General features: G+C 60.2%; 18 protein-coding genes and 5 tRNA genes. 19 read left to right on the top strand and 4 right to left on the bottom strand.

The genetic code is table 11. The annotated features are described in order from the left end of the window. Positions 1 to 2: 2 nt before the first annotated feature. The 5 genes from msrP (at position 3) to Q9290_RS15400 (ending at position 5,331) form a co-directional block, all read left to right on the top strand. Positions 3 to 1,013 (top strand): protein-methionine-sulfoxide reductase catalytic subunit MsrP, encoded by a 1,011-nt coding sequence (msrP, locus tag Q9290_RS15380; protein WP_306080532.1) that lies wholly within the window; start codon positions 3 to 5, stop codon positions 1,011 to 1,013. Beyond that, positions 1,013 to 1,609, top strand: coding sequence for a protein-methionine-sulfoxide reductase heme-binding subunit MsrQ (locus Q9290_RS15385; protein ID WP_306080533.1), 597 nt, complete (start codon positions 1,013 to 1,015; stop codon positions 1,607 to 1,609). The genes msrP and Q9290_RS15385 overlap by 1 nt, the downstream gene beginning before the upstream one ends. A 62-nt stretch (positions 1,610 to 1,671) precedes the next feature. Further along, on the top strand, positions 1,672 to 2,133 hold the full coding sequence (locus Q9290_RS15390; RefSeq protein WP_306080534.1) for a hypothetical protein: 462 nt from the start codon (positions 1,672 to 1,674) through the stop codon (positions 2,131 to 2,133). Positions 2,134 to 2,305: 172 nt separating this feature from the next. Then, a complete protein-coding gene (locus Q9290_RS15395) occupies positions 2,306 to 4,222 on the top strand; it encodes a DNA topoisomerase III (RefSeq protein WP_306080535.1) in 1,917 nt (638 codons plus the stop codon). Between the two features lie 41 nt (positions 4,223 to 4,263). Continuing rightward, positions 4,264 to 5,331, top strand: a complete 1,068-nt coding sequence (locus Q9290_RS15400) for a trypsin-like peptidase domain-containing protein (RefSeq protein ID WP_306080536.1) — start codon at positions 4,264 to 4,266, stop codon at positions 5,329 to 5,331. Here the strand turns inward: Q9290_RS15400 and Q9290_RS15405 are convergent. From Q9290_RS15405 to Q9290_RS15415, 3 genes are read right to left on the bottom strand one after another with little or no spacing between them, the layout of a single operon-like run. Beyond that, a complete protein-coding gene (locus Q9290_RS15405) occupies positions 5,325 to 6,191 on the bottom strand; it encodes a carbon-nitrogen hydrolase family protein (protein WP_306080537.1) in 867 nt (288 codons plus the stop codon). The two genes, Q9290_RS15400 and Q9290_RS15405, sit on opposite strands and share 7 nt — an antisense overlap. Continuing rightward, positions 6,188 to 6,787 carry a GNAT family N-acetyltransferase gene (locus Q9290_RS15410; protein WP_306080538.1) on the bottom strand — a complete coding sequence of 200 codons (600 nt, stop codon included), beginning with the start codon at positions 6,785 to 6,787 and terminating at the stop codon, positions 6,188 to 6,190. The genes Q9290_RS15405 and Q9290_RS15410 overlap by 4 nt, the downstream gene beginning before the upstream one ends. Continuing rightward, positions 6,784 to 7,194: a ketosteroid isomerase-related protein gene (locus Q9290_RS15415; RefSeq protein WP_306080539.1), complete on the bottom strand. Its 411-nt coding sequence runs from the start codon at positions 7,192 to 7,194 to the stop codon at positions 6,784 to 6,786. The genes Q9290_RS15410 and Q9290_RS15415 overlap by 4 nt, the downstream gene beginning before the upstream one ends. Before the next feature lie 188 nt (positions 7,195 to 7,382). On the opposite strand from Q9290_RS15415, the gene murB reads away from it, so the two are divergent. Beyond that, positions 7,383 to 8,411, top strand: coding sequence for a UDP-N-acetylmuramate dehydrogenase (murB, locus tag Q9290_RS15420; RefSeq protein ID WP_306080540.1), 1,029 nt, complete (start codon positions 7,383 to 7,385; stop codon positions 8,409 to 8,411). Beyond that, on the top strand, positions 8,399 to 9,373 hold the full coding sequence (birA, locus tag Q9290_RS15425; protein ID WP_306080541.1) for a bifunctional biotin--[acetyl-CoA-carboxylase] ligase/biotin operon repressor BirA: 975 nt from the start codon (positions 8,399 to 8,401) through the stop codon (positions 9,371 to 9,373). The genes murB and birA overlap by 13 nt, the downstream gene beginning before the upstream one ends. A gap of 47 nt (positions 9,374 to 9,420) precedes the next feature. Here birA and coaA read toward each other — a convergent pair whose 3' ends face one another. Next, a complete protein-coding gene (gene coaA, locus Q9290_RS15430) occupies positions 9,421 to 10,362 on the bottom strand; it encodes a type I pantothenate kinase (protein WP_306080542.1) in 942 nt (313 codons plus the stop codon). Positions 10,363 to 10,591: 229 nt separating this feature from the next. Between coaA and Q9290_RS15435 the strand changes: the two genes are divergently transcribed. The 12 genes from Q9290_RS15435 (at position 10,592) to rplL (ending at position 15,817) form a co-directional block, all read left to right on the top strand. After that, positions 10,592 to 10,667 (top strand) — tRNA-Thr (locus Q9290_RS15435). 10 nt (positions 10,668 to 10,677) lie between these two features. Beyond that, positions 10,678 to 10,762: transfer RNA gene (locus tag Q9290_RS15440), tRNA-Tyr, on the top strand. Between the two features lie 66 nt (positions 10,763 to 10,828). Further along, a tRNA-Gly gene (locus Q9290_RS15445) sits at positions 10,829 to 10,903 on the top strand. 3 nt (positions 10,904 to 10,906) lie between these two features. Then, a tRNA-Thr gene (locus Q9290_RS15450) sits at positions 10,907 to 10,982 on the top strand. Positions 10,983 to 11,080: 98 nt separating this feature from the next. Further along, positions 11,081 to 12,265: an elongation factor Tu gene (gene tuf, locus Q9290_RS15455; protein WP_306080543.1), complete on the top strand. Its 1,185-nt coding sequence runs from the start codon at positions 11,081 to 11,083 to the stop codon at positions 12,263 to 12,265. A 52-nt stretch (positions 12,266 to 12,317) separates the two neighbouring features. Beyond that, positions 12,318 to 12,394, top strand: a tRNA-Trp gene (locus Q9290_RS15460). A gap of 65 nt (positions 12,395 to 12,459) precedes the next feature. Then, the gene (gene secE, locus Q9290_RS15465) at positions 12,460 to 12,831 is read left to right on the top strand and encodes a preprotein translocase subunit SecE (protein WP_014291227.1); all 372 of its coding nucleotides are present in this window, start codon (positions 12,460 to 12,462) and stop codon (positions 12,829 to 12,831) included. 9 nt (positions 12,832 to 12,840) lie between these two features. Beyond that, positions 12,841 to 13,383 carry a transcription termination/antitermination protein NusG gene (gene nusG, locus Q9290_RS15470; RefSeq protein WP_306080544.1) on the top strand — a complete coding sequence of 181 codons (543 nt, stop codon included), beginning with the start codon at positions 12,841 to 12,843 and terminating at the stop codon, positions 13,381 to 13,383. 129 nt (positions 13,384 to 13,512) lie between these two features. Continuing rightward, entirely contained in the window at positions 13,513 to 13,941 is a 429-nt protein-coding gene (gene rplK, locus Q9290_RS15475) for a 50S ribosomal protein L11 (RefSeq protein ID WP_306080545.1), read from the top strand. Between the two features lie 4 nt (positions 13,942 to 13,945). Further along, the gene (gene rplA / locus Q9290_RS15480) at positions 13,946 to 14,644 is read left to right on the top strand and encodes a 50S ribosomal protein L1 (RefSeq protein WP_306080546.1); all 699 of its coding nucleotides are present in this window, start codon (positions 13,946 to 13,948) and stop codon (positions 14,642 to 14,644) included. A 246-nt stretch (positions 14,645 to 14,890) separates the two neighbouring features. Continuing rightward, the gene (gene rplJ, locus Q9290_RS15485; protein ID WP_306080547.1) at positions 14,891 to 15,394 is read left to right on the top strand and encodes a 50S ribosomal protein L10; all 504 of its coding nucleotides are present in this window, start codon (positions 14,891 to 14,893) and stop codon (positions 15,392 to 15,394) included. A gap of 54 nt (positions 15,395 to 15,448) precedes the next feature. After that, the gene (gene rplL / locus Q9290_RS15490) at positions 15,449 to 15,817 is read left to right on the top strand and encodes a 50S ribosomal protein L7/L12 (RefSeq protein ID WP_306080548.1); all 369 of its coding nucleotides are present in this window, start codon (positions 15,449 to 15,451) and stop codon (positions 15,815 to 15,817) included. Positions 15,818 to 16,030 lie beyond the last annotated feature (213 nt).

Here is a 16,030-nt window from a genome sequence, read left to right on the forward strand (position 1 = left end):
TCATGCGTATCAAGGTCAGAAAAAAGTCGGAGCTCAAGGAGCACCAGGTTACACCTGAAGGCGTGTACCACCAGCGCCGGCGAATCGTGCAGGGCCTGGGGCTGGGCGCTGCCGCACTCAGTCTGCCTGCCGGCGCCAATGTGCTCAGCAACCTGCTGGGCAAGGAAGAAACCGCTGCGCCGTCGAGCCGGATGCCGCTGACTTTTGAGCGCCCCGAGGCCTACCAGCCGGCGCTGACGCCCACCGCCGAGAAGGTGGCCACCAGTTACAACAACTTTTACGAGTTCGGCACCGACAAGTCGGATCCGCTGCGCTATTCCCAGGGGCTGCAAACCCGGCCCTGGACCATAGAAATCGACGGTGAGGTGGACAAGCCACAGACCATCGATGTGTGGGCCTGGCTGGAGAAACAGCAGCTGGAAGAGCGAATTTACCGCCATCGTTGTGTGGAAGCCTGGTCCATGGTCATTCCCTGGCTGGGCGTGCCCCTGGCCAATATCATCAAGGCCGCCAACCCCACGTCAAAGGCCAAATACGTAGCCTTTGAAACCCTTTACGATCCAGAGCAGATGCGCGGTCAGGCGTCACGGTTTGTGGGCGGTGGCATCGATTATCCCTATGTGGAAGGCCTGCGTATCGACGAGGCCATGAACCCCCTCAGCCTGCTGGTGGTGGGCATGTACGGCAAGACCCTGCCCAACCAGAACGGCGCCCCGGTGCGGCTGGTGGTGCCCTGGAAATACGGCTTCAAGGGCATCAAGTCGATCGTGCGCATCACCCTTACCGAACGTCAGCCGCCCTGCACCTGGAATCAGCTGGCTTCTTACGAGTATGGCTTCTACGCCAATGTGAACCCGAACGTGGATCACCCCCGCTGGAGCCAGGCCAGCGAGCGGGTGATCGGTGAAGGCGGCCTGTTCGGCAGCCAGCGCCAGCCCACCCTGATGTTTAACGGCTACGAAGAAGAAGTGGCCTCGCTCTATGCCGGCATGGATCTGAGGAAGTTCTACTGATGCGGATTGACGCCACTCGCCTGCGCCGGCTGCGGGTGCTGGTGCACGGCCTGGCGGTGCTGCCGCTGCTGTGGTTGCCCTGGGGCTTTGCCGCGGGCCATTTCAGTGCCGATCCCGTGCCCGAACTGCTGCATTATCTGGGCATCTGGGCATTGCGCCTGCTGCTGCTGACCCTGTGTATTTCCCCGCTGGCCAAACGCTTTCGTCTCGGCCCCCTGGTACGGCTGCGCCGGGCGGTGGGGCTCTGGTGTTTCACCTACGCCAGCCTGCATCTGGTGGCCTGGGTACTGCTGGACCTGCAACTGGCCTGGGGGCTGATTGGCGAGGAGATCGTCGAACGCGGCTTTATCACCCTGGGAATGGCGTCCTGGGCGGTACTGTTGTTGCTGGCCATCACCTCCACTCAGGGCTGGCAACGCCGCCTGGGCCGGCGCTGGCAAACACTGCACAACTGGATTTACCCCACGGTACTGGTGGTGTGCGTGCACTTCTGGTGGTCGGTCAAATCTGGCTGGATAGAGCCCCTTATCTACCTGCTGGTGGGGCTGTCTCTGTTGTCCCTGCGCCGGGACCGGCTCACCCGCTTGTTTCGGTGATGCATTGGCGGTTTTCCGTTACACTGGCGGCCGTTAATTTTTCTGCCACCATGGAGTAACCGATGGATGATCAACTGTGGGCCCTGTGTTTTCTCGATGAGGGAGTGGCACTGTCCATCATCAGCCGCAAGGAAACCCGTTGCCAGTGGCTGGCCGGTGAAAACCAGGCCAAGGAATTCATCCTGACCGACTACCTGCACCATGTGGCCGAGCTGGGCGAGCTGGACCCGGATCAGCACATTGCCGCCCGGGAGCGCTTTGAACTGCTGATGGAGCAATACCCGGATCCCCAGGTGCTCACCGAATACCTCAACGATCTGACCTCCGGTCTGACCCGTATCATCTGGTTTGGCCCGCTGCATGCTCTGGCCGAGGAGTATTCCGACTTTGCCCTGGCCCTGCGCGCTCACTACTGGGACGAATACGGCGAAGGGGACGAAGATCCGGTGACCCCGGTGCCCGAAGCCGACTGGCCCTACCTGGTGGAAGCCATGGACGACTTTCTGCTGAACGAGGATTACTGAGCCGTTTTTCTTCCCAGGCAATAGAGGTCTCTGGGAGAGGACGGAGTGAATGTGCTTCAGCGACCGTCATATGCCATGGATGGCATGTGCCGAGCGCCACAGGGAAGTGCTTGCAGCGTGTCGGTGGAGTACTCACTCTGGCCGATGGTCACCTTGCTATCAGACGATCCGCATGATTCTTTATATCGCCGAAAAACCCAGCCTGGCCCGGGCCATGGCCGAGGTCTTGCCCAAGCCTCAGCAAAAGGGCGACGGCTTTATTCGCCTGGCCAACGGCGACGTGGTGACCTGGTGCATCGGTCACCTGCTGGAGCAGGCCGAGCCCGATGCCTACGATCCCGCCTTCAAGCAATGGCGGCGCGAACACCTGCCCATCATTCCCGACGACTGGAAGCTGGTGGCCAAACCCAAAACCAAAAAGCAGCTTTCGGTACTCAAAAAACTGCTGAAAGACGCCGACACCATAGTGCATGCCGGCGATCCGGACCGGGAAGGCCAGCTGCTTGTGGACGAGGTCATCAGCTACTGCAAGGTGCCCGCCACCCGGCGTAACGGCGTACAGCGTTGTCTGATCAGCGATCTCAACCCGGCGGCGGTGAAAAAATCCCTGGCCGCGCTCAGACCCAATACCGACTTCGTGCCGCTGTCGGTCTCGGCCCTTGCCCGATCCCGGGCCGACTGGCTCTACGGCATCAACATGACCCGGCTCTGTACCCTGGCCGGGCGCAGCACCGGCTATAACGGCGTGCTCTCGGTGGGCCGGGTGCAGACGCCGGTGCTGGGGCTGGTAGTACGTAGAGACAGAGACATCGCCGACTTTCAGCCCAAGCCCTTTTATGAGGTGCTGGCACTGCTGCAAACCGAGGGCGACGAACAGTTTTGTGCCAAGTGGCAGCCCAGTGAGGCCTGCCAGCCCTGGCAGGACGAAGAGGGCAGGGTGCTGTCCCGGGCGCTTGCCGACAACGTGATTCGCCGCATTACCGGTCAGCCGGGGAAAGTGCTGGCTGCCGACAATAAGCGCCAGCGCATACCACCGCCGCTGCCCTATAACCTGTCGGCACTGCAGATCGACGCGGCCCGCCGCTTTGGTCTCAGCGCCAAGCAGGTGCTGGACCTGTGTCAGGGGCTCTATGAGCGCCACAAGCTGATCACCTACCCCCGTTCCGACAACCGTTATCTGCCCGCCGAGCACTTCGGCCAGGGGCCAGCGGTGCTGGCGGCCATTGCGGCCGTCTGTCCGGCCCTGGCACCGGCAGTGAAGCAGGCCGACACCGGCATTCGCGGCCGGGCCTGGAACGACAGCAAGGTGGAAGCCCACCACGCCATTATTCCCACCACCCGCAAAACCGACGGTGCCCGGCTGTCCGGCAGCGAGAGGCAAATCTACGAGCTGATCGCCCGCCAGTACGCGGCCCAGTTCTACCCTCACCAGGAGCTGGACGAAAAAAAGCTGGAAGTGGAGATTGCCGGCGGCCGCTTTGTGGCCAAGGCACGGCAACAGCGAGTGGCGGGCTGGAAGGCGCTGTTTGCGCAGAGTAAGGAGGATGAGCAGCAGGACGACGAGTTGCAATCCCGGCTGCCGGCGCTGAAGGTGGGGGATACGGTGCAGTGCCTGCAGGGCGAGCTGCAGGAAAAGCAGACTCAGCCTCCCCGGCCTTTTACCGACGCCACCCTGCTCTCGGCCATGACCCACATTGCCCGTTATGTCACCGACGCCGAGCTTAAAAAAATTCTGCGGGACACCGACGGCCTGGGCACCGAAGCGACCCGGGCGGGCATTATCGAGCTGCTGTTCAGCCGCGGTTTTCTTGAGCGCCGGGGCCGGCAAATTCATGCCACCGAAGCGGGAAGCCGGCTGATCGACAGTCTGCCCGAGTCTGCCACCACCCCCGACATGACCGCCCGCTGGGAGGCGGTGCTGGATGCCATTAGCCGCAAGCAGGCGGGCTATCGCCAGTTTATGGACGAATTACAGGGGCAGTTGCCCGGCCTGATTGACAGCGTTCGCCCCGACGCCTTTCGCGGCCTGCAGGGCGGCAAGCCACCCCGCAAACGCAAGGGGGCACTCCGGCGTCGGGCCAGAACCTGATACTGCTATGCTTAGGCTTTACTCTCAGCGGAAAAGCCTGCATGAAACCCTGCCTGCCCCTTCTGTTGATGTCATTGTTGCTGGCCGGCTGCGGCATGAGCGCCGGCCAGCAACAACAGGCCGCCTATGCGGCACGACTGTCCGGTGACGACACCACCGCCTTTGACTACTATCGCGAGGCTGCCGCCAGCGCCGAGCAACCCGAAGCCCGCTACCAGCTGGCGCAAATGTATCTGGAAGGGCGGGGCACGGCGCAAAACACCGCCGAGGCCATTGACTGGCTGACGCGGCTGAGCGACAGCGGCGAGCCAAAGTGGCAGTCCCGGGCACACCGACTGTTGGGAGAAATTTATGCCGGTGAGCACGATCCGGCGGTGCGCGATGCAAGGCAGGCTGCGCAGCATTTTGCCGCCTGTGCCGCTCTGGGCGATGACGACTGTGTGCGCCGCCAGGCGCTGCTGACACCGCCCCGGCTGCAGCTGGTCAGCGGGCCGGGACCGGCAGTGACGGCCGCCGGGCTGTATGATCAGCGCGGCCCCGCCGTGTACAAGGTGGTGGTGTATGAGCAGCTGGGGGCGGGGCTGGAGCCCTTGAGCCTGGGCTCGGCGGTGGCCATCGACCCTTACCGGGCGGTGACCAGTTATCACCTGGTGGCCGAAGGCGGCGTGCCGGTTAGCATCAGCCGAAATGGCCAGCAGCCGGTGCGGGAAGCGGACATCATGGTATGGCGGGTGCTGTATACGGATGCGGCGCGGGATCTGGCGCTGCTGACCCTGGAAGACGGGCGCCGGCTGGAATATACGCAGCGGGCGCGCTCCGTTGAGCAGTTGCAAGTGGGGGACAGGGTCTTTGCTATCGGCTCTCCGGCGGGGCTCGACAAAACCCTGACCGAAGGGATTGTTTCCGCCCGGCGCAATCAGCAAGGGGTACGGGTGATCCAGACCACGGCCCCCATCAGCTACGGCTCTTCCGGCGGTGGTCTGTTTGATGAAAGTGGCAACCTGGTGGGCATTACCACCAAGGGCGTGACCGCCTGGGGCAACTTCAACTTTGCCGTGGCCGCCGACGAAGTGCAGGCCTTTCTGGCGGAAAGTGCCGCTCCTCAGTAGTCCAGCTGGCCGTCCCAGTCCCTGTGGTTGAATACCTGCCCCTGAGTACGCACGGTTTCCAGCGCATCCAGATCCAGTGTCGCCACCACCCAGCCGGGCTGGTCGGCGTCACCCATCACCAGAATGCCGTCGTCGGGATAGCCATAGTCCACCGGGGTGTAGATGGCGGCGCGGCCGGTGTTGATGTCTACCGCTTCCGACCAGGGAGCCTGACCTATGGTGGGGGACTGGGCTACAAAACACTGGTTTTCCAGTGACCGCGCCTGACTGCCGATGCGCACCCGGTTAAAGCCGGCTTCGGTGTCGGTGCAGCTGGGTACCAGCACAAGCCGGGCGCCGGCTTCCACCTGACGGCGCACGATCAGTGGAAACTCGCTGTCGTAGCAGACCGCCACTCCCACCTTGCCAAAGGCGGTATCGAGCACCCTAATGTCATCGCCGGCGCTGATGTGCCACTGCTCTTTCTCAAAGCGGGTCATCTGCAGCTTGTCCTGCCAGTCGTGGCTGCCGTCCGGGCGAAACAGGTAGGCCCGGTTCACGAAGCGGCCGTCGGCAAGGTGCACCGGAATGGTGCCGGCCAGAATATGCAGGCCGTGTCGCCGTGCCCGCTGGGAGAAGAACTCCATAAAGTCCGGCAACAGGGTTTGCATGGCCTCGAGCTGGGCGCTGAGGCTGCGGTAAACCGGCTCGTCAAACAGCGAGGCCAGCTCCATGGAAAAGTACTCGGGCAGCAGCAGGAAGTTGGCCCCTCGCTCAAGAGCCTCGGCCAGCAACCGGTCCAGCTTGCGTTCAAAGGCGGGCCAGCTGCCGAGAAAGTCGATGGAATACTGGGCGCAAGCCAGCACCAGAGGCTGAGTCATTGAGACGTCTCCAGAGGTTTCAGATAAAACTGCATGGGCTTGGCGGTTTCCTCGGACTGATCCCTGTCCTTCCAGCAAAACCGGGTAAGCAGCCCGGGTTCCGGATAATAGCCGAAGCGGGCCCAGATATCGGTCAGCGGCCGGTAATTGGCGGGCTTTAACGGGTGATGCTCTGGGCGCACCACGGCGCAGAACACGGCAGTGTCAAAGCCCAGGGTGCGCGCGTGTTGCTCGCGGCCTTCAAAAAAACGTCGGTACAGCCCTCGTCCCCGGTACTCGGGCAGCAGCACCGATTCGGCACAGTAGAAAATGCGGGTCTCGTTGAGCCCGGCGGCGGCAAAGGGGGCGCGGAACTCGGCCACTTCCTCGGCCAGGGGCAGACCGGTAGACGCCCCCACTACCCGGTTGCCATCCAGGGCCAACACGCAAATGCTGCGCGCGCACCGAGTGTAGGTGGCGAGATAGTCCATCTCGTAGTCCAGACTGCCGTCGTAGAGATAGGGAAAGTCCCGGAACACGCGAATACGCAGTTCGGCCAGCTCGTTCAGCCAGGGAATGATCTGCTCACCGGTGACTGTTTCAATACGCAGGGTCATTGGCTGACCTGGGCAATCCAGTCGTTGAGGTTGTAGTAGTTGCTGATGCGCGCCACCTTGTTGTCTTTAATCTCGAAAAAGGCACCGGCGGGCAGGCGGTAGCGCTGGCCGGCGGCCTCGGGCAGGCCCGGGTCTGTGCTTTGGTATTCGCCGAGTACCACGAACTCGGCGGCAGCCCGGTCGCCGGCGGCGTTCACCATGATCACCATGTCTACCAGTTGCTCTTTATAGTGGCGGTTCATGCGTTCCATAAAGGCGGCAAAGGCGGCCTTGCCGGTCTCGCGTCCGCCCTGGTTGATATCGTGTACCACGCCCTCGGTCAGCAGGCCAAGAAAGGTGGTCATGTCGCCTTCGTTAAAGGCGCGGTAATAGCATTGGATCAGTTGTTCGCTTTGGGCTTGGCTCATGGTGTTGGCTCCTGATGACATCCGGTGTCGATTTCAGGGCAAAACGCCATCTGAGGCAAGAGCATGACCGCCATGGTCGTGGTAAATCACTTTTACTGGCGAGCAATAACGGTGTCATTTCGCCGCTGGTTAACCCCGCCGGCGTCTTGGGGTACACTGGCCCGGCATTTTTTCAGGACACAAACACCATGCCGAGCAATGCCCATTCCCTTTTTCCCTTTAATACCTTTGGTCTGGAACAGGCCGCCGATGAGGTGGTCATTCTGCACCACAGAGATCAACTGGCGCAGCTCGCTCAGTTTGCCGGGTCACGGCTGGTGGTGGGCGAGGGCTCCAATCTGCTGTTTACTTCCTCCTTTAAGGGGCAGGTGCTGGTGAACCGGCTCAAGGGCATATCCGTGACCGAAACCGAGGACGCCTGGCGAGTTACCGTGCAGGGTGGTGAAAACTGGCATGAGCTGGTGTGTTATTGCCTGGAGCACGGCATGCTGGGGCTGGAGAACCTGGCGCTGATCCCGGGCACCGCCGGGGCGGCGCCCATTCAGAATATTGGTGCCTACGGCGTGGAGCTATCCCGTTTCTGCGAGCAAGTGGAAAGCTATAACTGGCACAGCGGCGAGATCCACGTCTGGCCGGCGAACGAGTGTGCCTTTGGCTACCGCGACAGTGTGTTCAAGCATGGTGCCCGGGAGCATCTGATCCTCAGCATTACCCTGCGTCTGCCCAAGGCCTGGCAGCCGGTGCTGGGGTATGGCCCGCTGGCAGAGCTGGGCGACCATGCCACGGCCCGGCAAGTGTTTGAGCAAGTGTGCGCCACCCGTCGCGCCAAGCTGCCCGATCCTGCCGAGCTCGGTAATGCCGGCAGCTTCTTCAAAAACCCCAAGGTCAGTCAGGCTCAGGGTGAGGCATTGAAACAGGCCTGGCCCGGCTTGCCGCTGTACCCGGCCGAAGGCGGTTTGGTGAAGCTGGCCGCCGGCTGGCTGATCGACCAGGCCGGGCTCAAGGGCACCGTCGTGGGCGGTGCCGCCGTACACCAGCAGCAGGCCCTGGTGCTGGTTAACCGGGGCGGCGCCACCGCCGAAGACATATTGCGGCTGGCGGAGCTGGTGCGGGAGCGGGTCAACGACCACTTTGGCGTGGTGCTGGAGCCGGAGGTGCGCATGATAGGCCCGCAGGGTGAAACCCACCTGGACGAGGCGCTGGCATGTCTGAACTGACCCCGTTACGAGAGAGTCTTTTGCGCCATTTGGCCGACGGTCAGTTTCATTCCGGCGAGCAGCTGGGCGAGGCCCTGAACGTGAGTCGGGCGGCGGTCAGCAAGCATGTGCAGGCGCTGAAAGGCCTGGGGCTGGACGTATACAGCGTCAGCGGCAAGGGCTACCGGCTGGCGGTGCCGCTGCAACTGCTCGACCCGGCGCGGCTGGCTCACGCGCTGGCGCCGGCGCAGGTCGAGGTGGTGCCGGTGATCGGCTCCACCAACCAGTACTGGCTGGAGTCGGTGGAACGGCTTAACAAGGGCGATGTGTGTCTGGCCGAGTGCCAGACCTCGGGGCGGGGCCGGCGTGGTCGCAGCTGGGTGTCGCCCTTTGGCGGCCAGTTGATCATGAGCCTGTACTGGCGGCTGGAGCAGGGCATGGCGGCGGCCATGGGGCTCAGCCTGGTGGTGGGCATTGCCGCGGTGGAGGCGCTGGAAAACGCCGGCTTTGCTGGCGTGGAGCTGAAATGGCCCAATGATCTGTACCTGAACGGTCGCAAGCTGGCGGGCATTCTGGTGGAAATGTCGGGTACCGCCGGCGGCCCCTGTCATCTGGTGATCGGCATGGGGCTGAATCTGGTGCTGCCCGAGTCCGAGCAGGAGCGTATTACCCAGCCCTGGGCAGAGCTGGCGGAGCTGGGTGAGATCAGCGATCGCAACGGCCTGGTGATCGCCCTGATAAATGGATGGCAGCAGGCACTGTTGCGCTTCGAGCAGGAAGGCATTGCCGGGTTTCGTGAGCGCTGGAACCGGCTGGATTATTTCAATGGCAAGCCGGTGCGGGTACTGATGGGCGAGCAGGAAGTACAGGGCACCGCCCGGGGCATCGATGATCAGGGCGCCCTGTTGCTGGAGCTGGAAAGCGGCGAAGTGAAACGCTATCTGGGCGGGGAAATCTCGTTGCGCGGCAACAACAGGGAATAGGGACTCGGAATGAGGGACTGGCCAATCCCCAGCCCCTCATCCGGCGGTTACTTCTTAAGCCAGATTTGCTCTATCTGGTGGTCCTGGCCCTTGGTCAGGATCAGCTCGGCTCGGTCCCGGGTCGGCAGTATGTTCTGCTTCAGGTTCTTGTAGTTGATTTCCTGCCAGATGCGGCTGGCGGTGGCCACCGCTTCTTCCTCGCTGAGCCGGGCATAGTGGTGAAAGTAGGACTCGGGATCCGCAAAGGCACCCGAGCGCAGCTTGAGAAAGCGTTCCACGTACCAGGTTTTCAGCAGCCGTTCTTCGGCGTCCACGTACACCGAGAAGTCCACGAAGTCCGACACGAATACCCGGTGGGGATCGTGGGGATAGTCCATGCCGCTTTGCAGCACGTTAAGCCCCTCGATAATCACGATGTCCGCCTGCTCAACGGTCACCTCCTGACCGGGCACGATGTCGTAGGTCAGGTGGGAATACACCGGCGCCCGCACATCCTGCTTGCCCGACTTGATATCCGATACAAACTGCACCAGCCGGCGCATGTCGTAAGACTGGGGAAAGCCCTTTTTCTTCATCAGGCCGCGCCGTTCCAGCTCGGCGTTCGGGTAAAGAAAGCCGTCTGTGGTGACCAGGGTCACCCGCGGGTGCTGGGGCCAGCGTTCCAGCAGGGTCTGCAGAATGCGGGCGGTGGTGCTTTTGCCCACCGCCACCGAGCCGGCGATGCTGATCACATAGGGCACGTGATGGTGCTCGTTGCCGAGAAACTGATCCAGCACCCGGCTGCGCCGCTGCTTGGCCTTGACATAAAGGTTGAGCAGGCGGGACAGGGGCAGGTAGATGTCCCTGACTTCGGCCAGGGAGACACGGTCGTTCATGCTGCGCAGACGCATCAGTTCGTCTTCGCTCAGTGGTAGTTGCACGGACTCGCGCAGCTCTGACCAGGTTTCGCGGGAAAAGGCCAGGTAGGGAGAATGGGTGTCTGTCTTCATCAAGGGGGTCCTGTGAGTCGCCGGTCGACCTTACACCAAAGGCGCCGTGTTCAACAAGGCAGGGGCGGTCCCGCCATTGGTCGTAACGTGAGCTGTCTCCCATCCCGGTGGTGAACGGTTTGTTTCGATGTGGTGGTTTTTTGCGCGCTTAGTTCGCCGAAGAAAAAAACTTGGCTCAAGGGTGTTGCATAGAACCATGGCCTTGCCATAGAATTCGTCCCGCTCGTGTGCCGGCATAGCTCAGTTGGTAGAGCAACTGACTTGTAATCAGTAGGTCGAGGGTTCGACTCCTTCTGCCGGCACCATTTAAAATTTGGAGGGGTTCCCGAGTGGCCAAAGGGATCAGACTGTAAATCTGACGGCTCAGCCTTCGCTGGTTCGAATCCAGCTCCCTCCACCAGTTTCCAGTGTTCGTCCCCGACGGGCATTGAAAAAGCGGTTTGAGGTCGTTCAAGTAAAGACCACCGCGGGCATCGTATAATGGCTATTACCTCAGCCTTCCAAGCTGATGATGCGGGTTCGATTCCCGCTGCCCGCTCCAGTTGCTGATATAGCTCAGATGGTAGAGCGCACCCTTGGTAAGGGTGAGGTCCCCAGTTCGATTCTGGGTATCAGCACCACTTCTTTACTCAGGCACCCTCAAGCCTTTTTTGTTATATACTTCCTACTTGCGATTCGCGTGGTATAGCTCACCACCCAACCAGTTAGAGGGACGAGCATGTCTAAAGAAAAATTTGAACGTACGAAACCGCACGTTAACGTTGGTACCATCGGCCACGTTGACCACGGTAAAACGACTCTGACCGCTGCCATCACCAACGTCCTGGCCAAGCAGTTCGGTGGCGCTGCCCGCGCATTCGATCAGATCGATAACGCCCCGGAAGAAAAAGCCCGTGGTATCACCATCGCCGCTTCTCACGTTGAGTACGACACCGAAACCCGTCACTACGCTCACGTTGACTGCCCCGGCCACGCCGACTACGTGAAGAACATGATCACCGGTGCTGCCCAGATGGACGGCGCGATCCTGGTAGTAGCTGCCACCGACGGCCCCATGCCGCAAACCCGTGAGCACATCCTGCTGGCCCGCCAGGTAGGTGTACCTTACATCGTTGTCTTCATGAACAAGTGTGACATGGTTGACGATGAAGAGCTGCTCGAGCTGGTAGAAATGGAAGTGCGTGAGCTGCTGTCCGAGTATGACTTCCCGGGCGACGACATTCCGGTTATCCAGGGCTCCGCTCTGAAAGGCCTGGAAGGCGATCCCCAGTGGGAGCCGAAGATCATCGAACTGGCTGCTGCCCTGGACTCCTACATCCCGGATCCCGAGCGTGCCATCGACGGTGCCTTCCTGCTGCCGATCGAAGACGTATTCTCCATCCAGGGTCGTGGTACCGTTGTTACCGGTCGTGTAGAGCGCGGTATCATCAAGGTGGGTGAAGAAGTTGAAATCGTGGGCATCAAAGACACCACCAAGACCACCTGTACCGGTGTTGAAATGTTCCGCAAGCTGCTGGACGAAGGCCGTGCTGGTGAGAACGTAGGTGTTCTGCTGCGTGGTACCAAGCGTGAAGATGTTGAGCGTGGTCAGGTTCTGGCCAAGCCGGGCTCCATCACCCCGCACACCCGCTTCGAATCCGAAGTATACGTACTGTCCAAGGACGAAGGCGGCCGTCACACTCCGTTCTTCAAGGGCTACCGTCCGCAGTTCTACTTCCGTACTACTGACGTGACCGGTACCATCGAACTGCCGGAAGGCGTTGAAATGGTAATGCCTGGTGACAACATCAAGATGGACGTGAACCTGATTGCTCCCATCGCGATGGAAGACGGTCTGCGCTTCGCGATTCGTGAAGGTGGCCGTACCGTTGGTGCTGGCGTTGTAGCCAAAATCATCGAGTAATAGCGCTTACAATCGCGTTACAAAGCCCCTATAATAGGGGCTTTGTTGTATTAGGGGCGTAGTTCCAATTGGTAGAACGGCGGTCTCCAAAACCGACGGTTGGGGGTTCGAGTCCCTCCGCCCCTGCCACTTACCTCGCCGTCGGCGGGGTTTTTGCGTCTGTAACGGACTCGGAATATTTAGACAGGTAGCTTATGAGTGCAAATACCGAGAGCCAGGGCGGGGCGAAAGATACCCTGCTGTGGGGGCTGGTTTTCATTATTCTGATCGCAGCCGTGGTCGCCAACTATCTCTACAGTGATCTGGCGGTCTTTATTCGCGCTGCCGGCGTGGTAGTGGCAGTGGGTATTGCCGGTCTGCTGGCATACCAGACCAAAAAGGGTCAAAGCAGCTTTGCCTTTGCCCGGGAGTCTCGTCTGGAAATGCGCAAAGTCGTCTGGCCCACTCGCCAGGAGAGCATTCAGACCACGCTTATCGTACTGGCCGTGACCGCCCTGGTTGGCCTGTTTCTGTTTTTGCTGGATGGCCTGCTGGTGTGGCTGGTCAACCTGGTTACCGGAGTATAAGGATTCACCATGTCAGAACAAAGAATGCGTTGGTATGTGGTCCAGGCGTTTTCCGGATATGAAGGCCGCGTAGCCAAGTCGCTGCGTGAACATATCAAAATGCACGGCATGGAAGATCAGTTCGGCGAAGTGCTGGTTCCCACCGAAGAAGTGGTGGAAATGCGCGCCGGCCAGAAGCGCAAGAGCGAGCGCAAATTCTTTCCCGGCTATGTGCTGGTGCAGATGCAGATGAACGACGGCACCTGGCACCTGGTGCGCAGCATTCCGCGGGTGATGGGCTTTATTGGCGGTACCCCCGAGCGTCCGGCGCCGATCTCCGACAAGGAAGCCGATGCCATTCTCAACCGCCTGCAGGACGCGGTGGACAAGCCGAAACCCAAGACCCTGTTCGAGCCGGGCGAAGTGGTACGGGTGTCCGACGGTCCCTTTGCCGACTTCAATGGCGTGGTGGAAGAAGTGGATTACGAGAAGAGCCGGGTCAAGGTATCCGTACTGATCTTCGGCCGCTCCACCCCGGTAGACCTGGAGTTCGGTCAGGTGGAAAAAACCTGAGCATAATTCGAGCGTAATGCTTGAGCGGGGCGGCAAATTGCACTACAATTTTCCGCCCTTTTATTGTTGGGGAGCCGTTAGAGGAGCACTGCTCCGAGGCGCTAACACCCATTTTTGAGGTAATTATCAATGGCTAAAAAAGTACAAGCGTACATCAAGCTGCAGGTTGCAGCTGGTGCAGCTAACCCGAGCCCGCCCGTAGGTCCTGCCCTGGGTCAGCACGGCGTTAACATCATGGAATTCTGTAAGGCGTTCAACGCCCGTACAGACAGCCTGGAAAAAGGCTCTCCGATCCCGGTTGTTATCACCGTATACAGCGATCGCTCCTTCACCTTTGAAACCAAGACTCCGCCCGCCGCCTTCCTGCTGAAGAAGGCTGCCGGTGTCAAGTCTGGTTCCGGTGAGCCGAACAAGAACAAGGTCGGTACCATCACCCGCGCCCAGCTGGAAGAAATCGCCGCTGTCAAGGCGCCGGACATGACCGGTGCTGACGTTGACGCCCGCGTGCGTTGCCTCGAAGGTTCTGCCCGTTCCATGGGCCTGGTAGTGGAGGGCTGAGACAATGGCTAAACTGACCAAGCGTATGCGTACCATCCGTGAGCGTGTAGATGCCACTCGCGAGTACGAAATCAACGAAGCCATCGCCCTGCTGAAAGAACTGGCCACCGCCAAGTTCGTTGAAAGCATCGACGTTGCCGTGAACCTGGGCATCGACGCCCGTAAATCCGACCAGAACGTGCGTGGCGCCACCGTGCTGCCTCACGGTACCGGTCGTGACGTTCGCGTTGCCGTGTTCACTCAGGGCGCCAACGCCGAAGCCGCCAAGGCGGCCGGCGCCGACCTGGTTGGCATGGACGACCTGGCCGAGCAGGTTAAAGCCGGCGAGCTGAACTTCGACGTTGTTATCGCGTCTCCCGATGCAATGCGCGTTGTGGGCCAGCTGGGCCAGATCCTTGGTCCCCGTGGTCTGATGCCGAACCCCAAGGTTGGCACCGTGACCCCGAACGTGGCCGAAGCCGTGCAGAACGCCAAGGCTGGTCAGGTGCGCTACCGTAACGACAAGAACGGTATCATCCACACCACCATCGGCAAGGCTGACTTCGACGCTGAACAGCTGAAAGGCAACCTGGAAGCCCTGCTGGGCGCCCTGAAGCGTGCCAAGCCCGCTTCTTCCAAAGGCCAGTACATCAAGAAAGTCAGCCTGTCCACCACCATGGGTGCAGGTCTGGCCGTTGATCAAGCCGGTCTGGATGTTGCTTAATTAAGCATTTACAAGGCGCGGGGTTTTTCGTAGAATTTTGCGCCTTGTTATTTGGTTGGGGGCTTCGACTCCCGTCCAAGACCGCTGGAGCCGCAAGGCTTAATGTTCCAGCGTAGATGGTGCCGGGACCCAGTTAGAAAGCAGAAAAATTTTCCTTTCTTCTGGAATTCGCCACCTTGGTGCCTCTGTTACAGAGGCGTGTGTTTAATCTGGGAATTTCCCAGGTGGAATCCAGGAGTTTAGCCAATGGCATTAAGACTCGACGACAAAAAAGCAATTGTTGCTGAAGTCAACGAAGCTGCCAAGGGCGCCCTGTCTGCAGTTGTTGCCGATTCTCGCGGCGTAACTGTGGCTGCCATGACCACCCTGCGCAAGCAAGCCCGTGAAAACGGTATCTACCTCAAGGTAGTCCGTAACACTCTGGCTCGCCTGGCAGTGGAAGAGACCGATTACGAATGTCTGAAAGACGTTTTCGTTGGTCCTACCCTGATCGCGTTCTCCAACGAACACCCGGGCGCTGCCGCTCGTCTGTTCAAGGACTTTGCCAAAGAGCAAAACGCGTTTGAGGTGAAAGGTCTGGCTTTCGAGGGCGAATTCATCCCTGCGGCCGACATTGACCGCCTCGCCAAGCTGCCGACTTACGACGAAGCAATTGCGAAGCTGATGGCGACCATGAAAGAAGCCTCCGCTGGCAAGCTGGTTCGTACCTTTGCTGCCCTGCGCGACAAGAAAGAAGCCGAAGCCGCCTAAAGCGTGCCTGGCTGCTTGATTACCGTATACTTCAGAACATTAGGAATTTGAGTCATGTCTATCACTAAAGACCAAATCATCGAAGCCGTTGCAGAAATGTCTGTAATGCAGGTTGTTGAACTGATCGAAGCCATGGAAGAGAAGTTCGGCGTTTCTGCCGCTGCTGCTGTTGCCGTAGCTGGTGACGCCGGTGCCGGCGCTGCCGAAGAGCAGACCGAGTTCGACGTAATCCTGACCGGTGCCGGTGCCAACAAGGTTGCCGTTATCAAGGCCGTTCGCGGCGCCACCGGCCTGGGCCTGAAAGAAGCCAAGGGTCTGGTTGAGTCCGCTCCTGCTGCCGTTAAAGAGCAGCTGAGCAAAGGCGAAGCCGAAGCTCTGCAGAAAGAACTCGAAGAAGCCGGTGCTTCTGTTGAGCTCAAATAAGCTAGACTATAGCTTAGCGGCCTGAGAAATCGGGCTAGGGCTGGTGAATCTTTATTCACCGGCCCTTTTGCGCTGTGGGATGAGGGGAATTTTCACGTCGTTTTAGCCTCTCGTTGTTCCAGCCACCGAGTGTTGTCGAGACATTCGGCCAACAAGAAACGATGTTATCAGAGCTGTCCCATTTGGGCAGAGTGGGTCACTTATCAGCGAGCT

Origin of the sequence: Oceanimonas aquatica, from assembly GCF_030732065.1 — a bacterium.
GTDB lineage: Bacteria > Pseudomonadota > Gammaproteobacteria > Enterobacterales > Aeromonadaceae > Oceanimonas.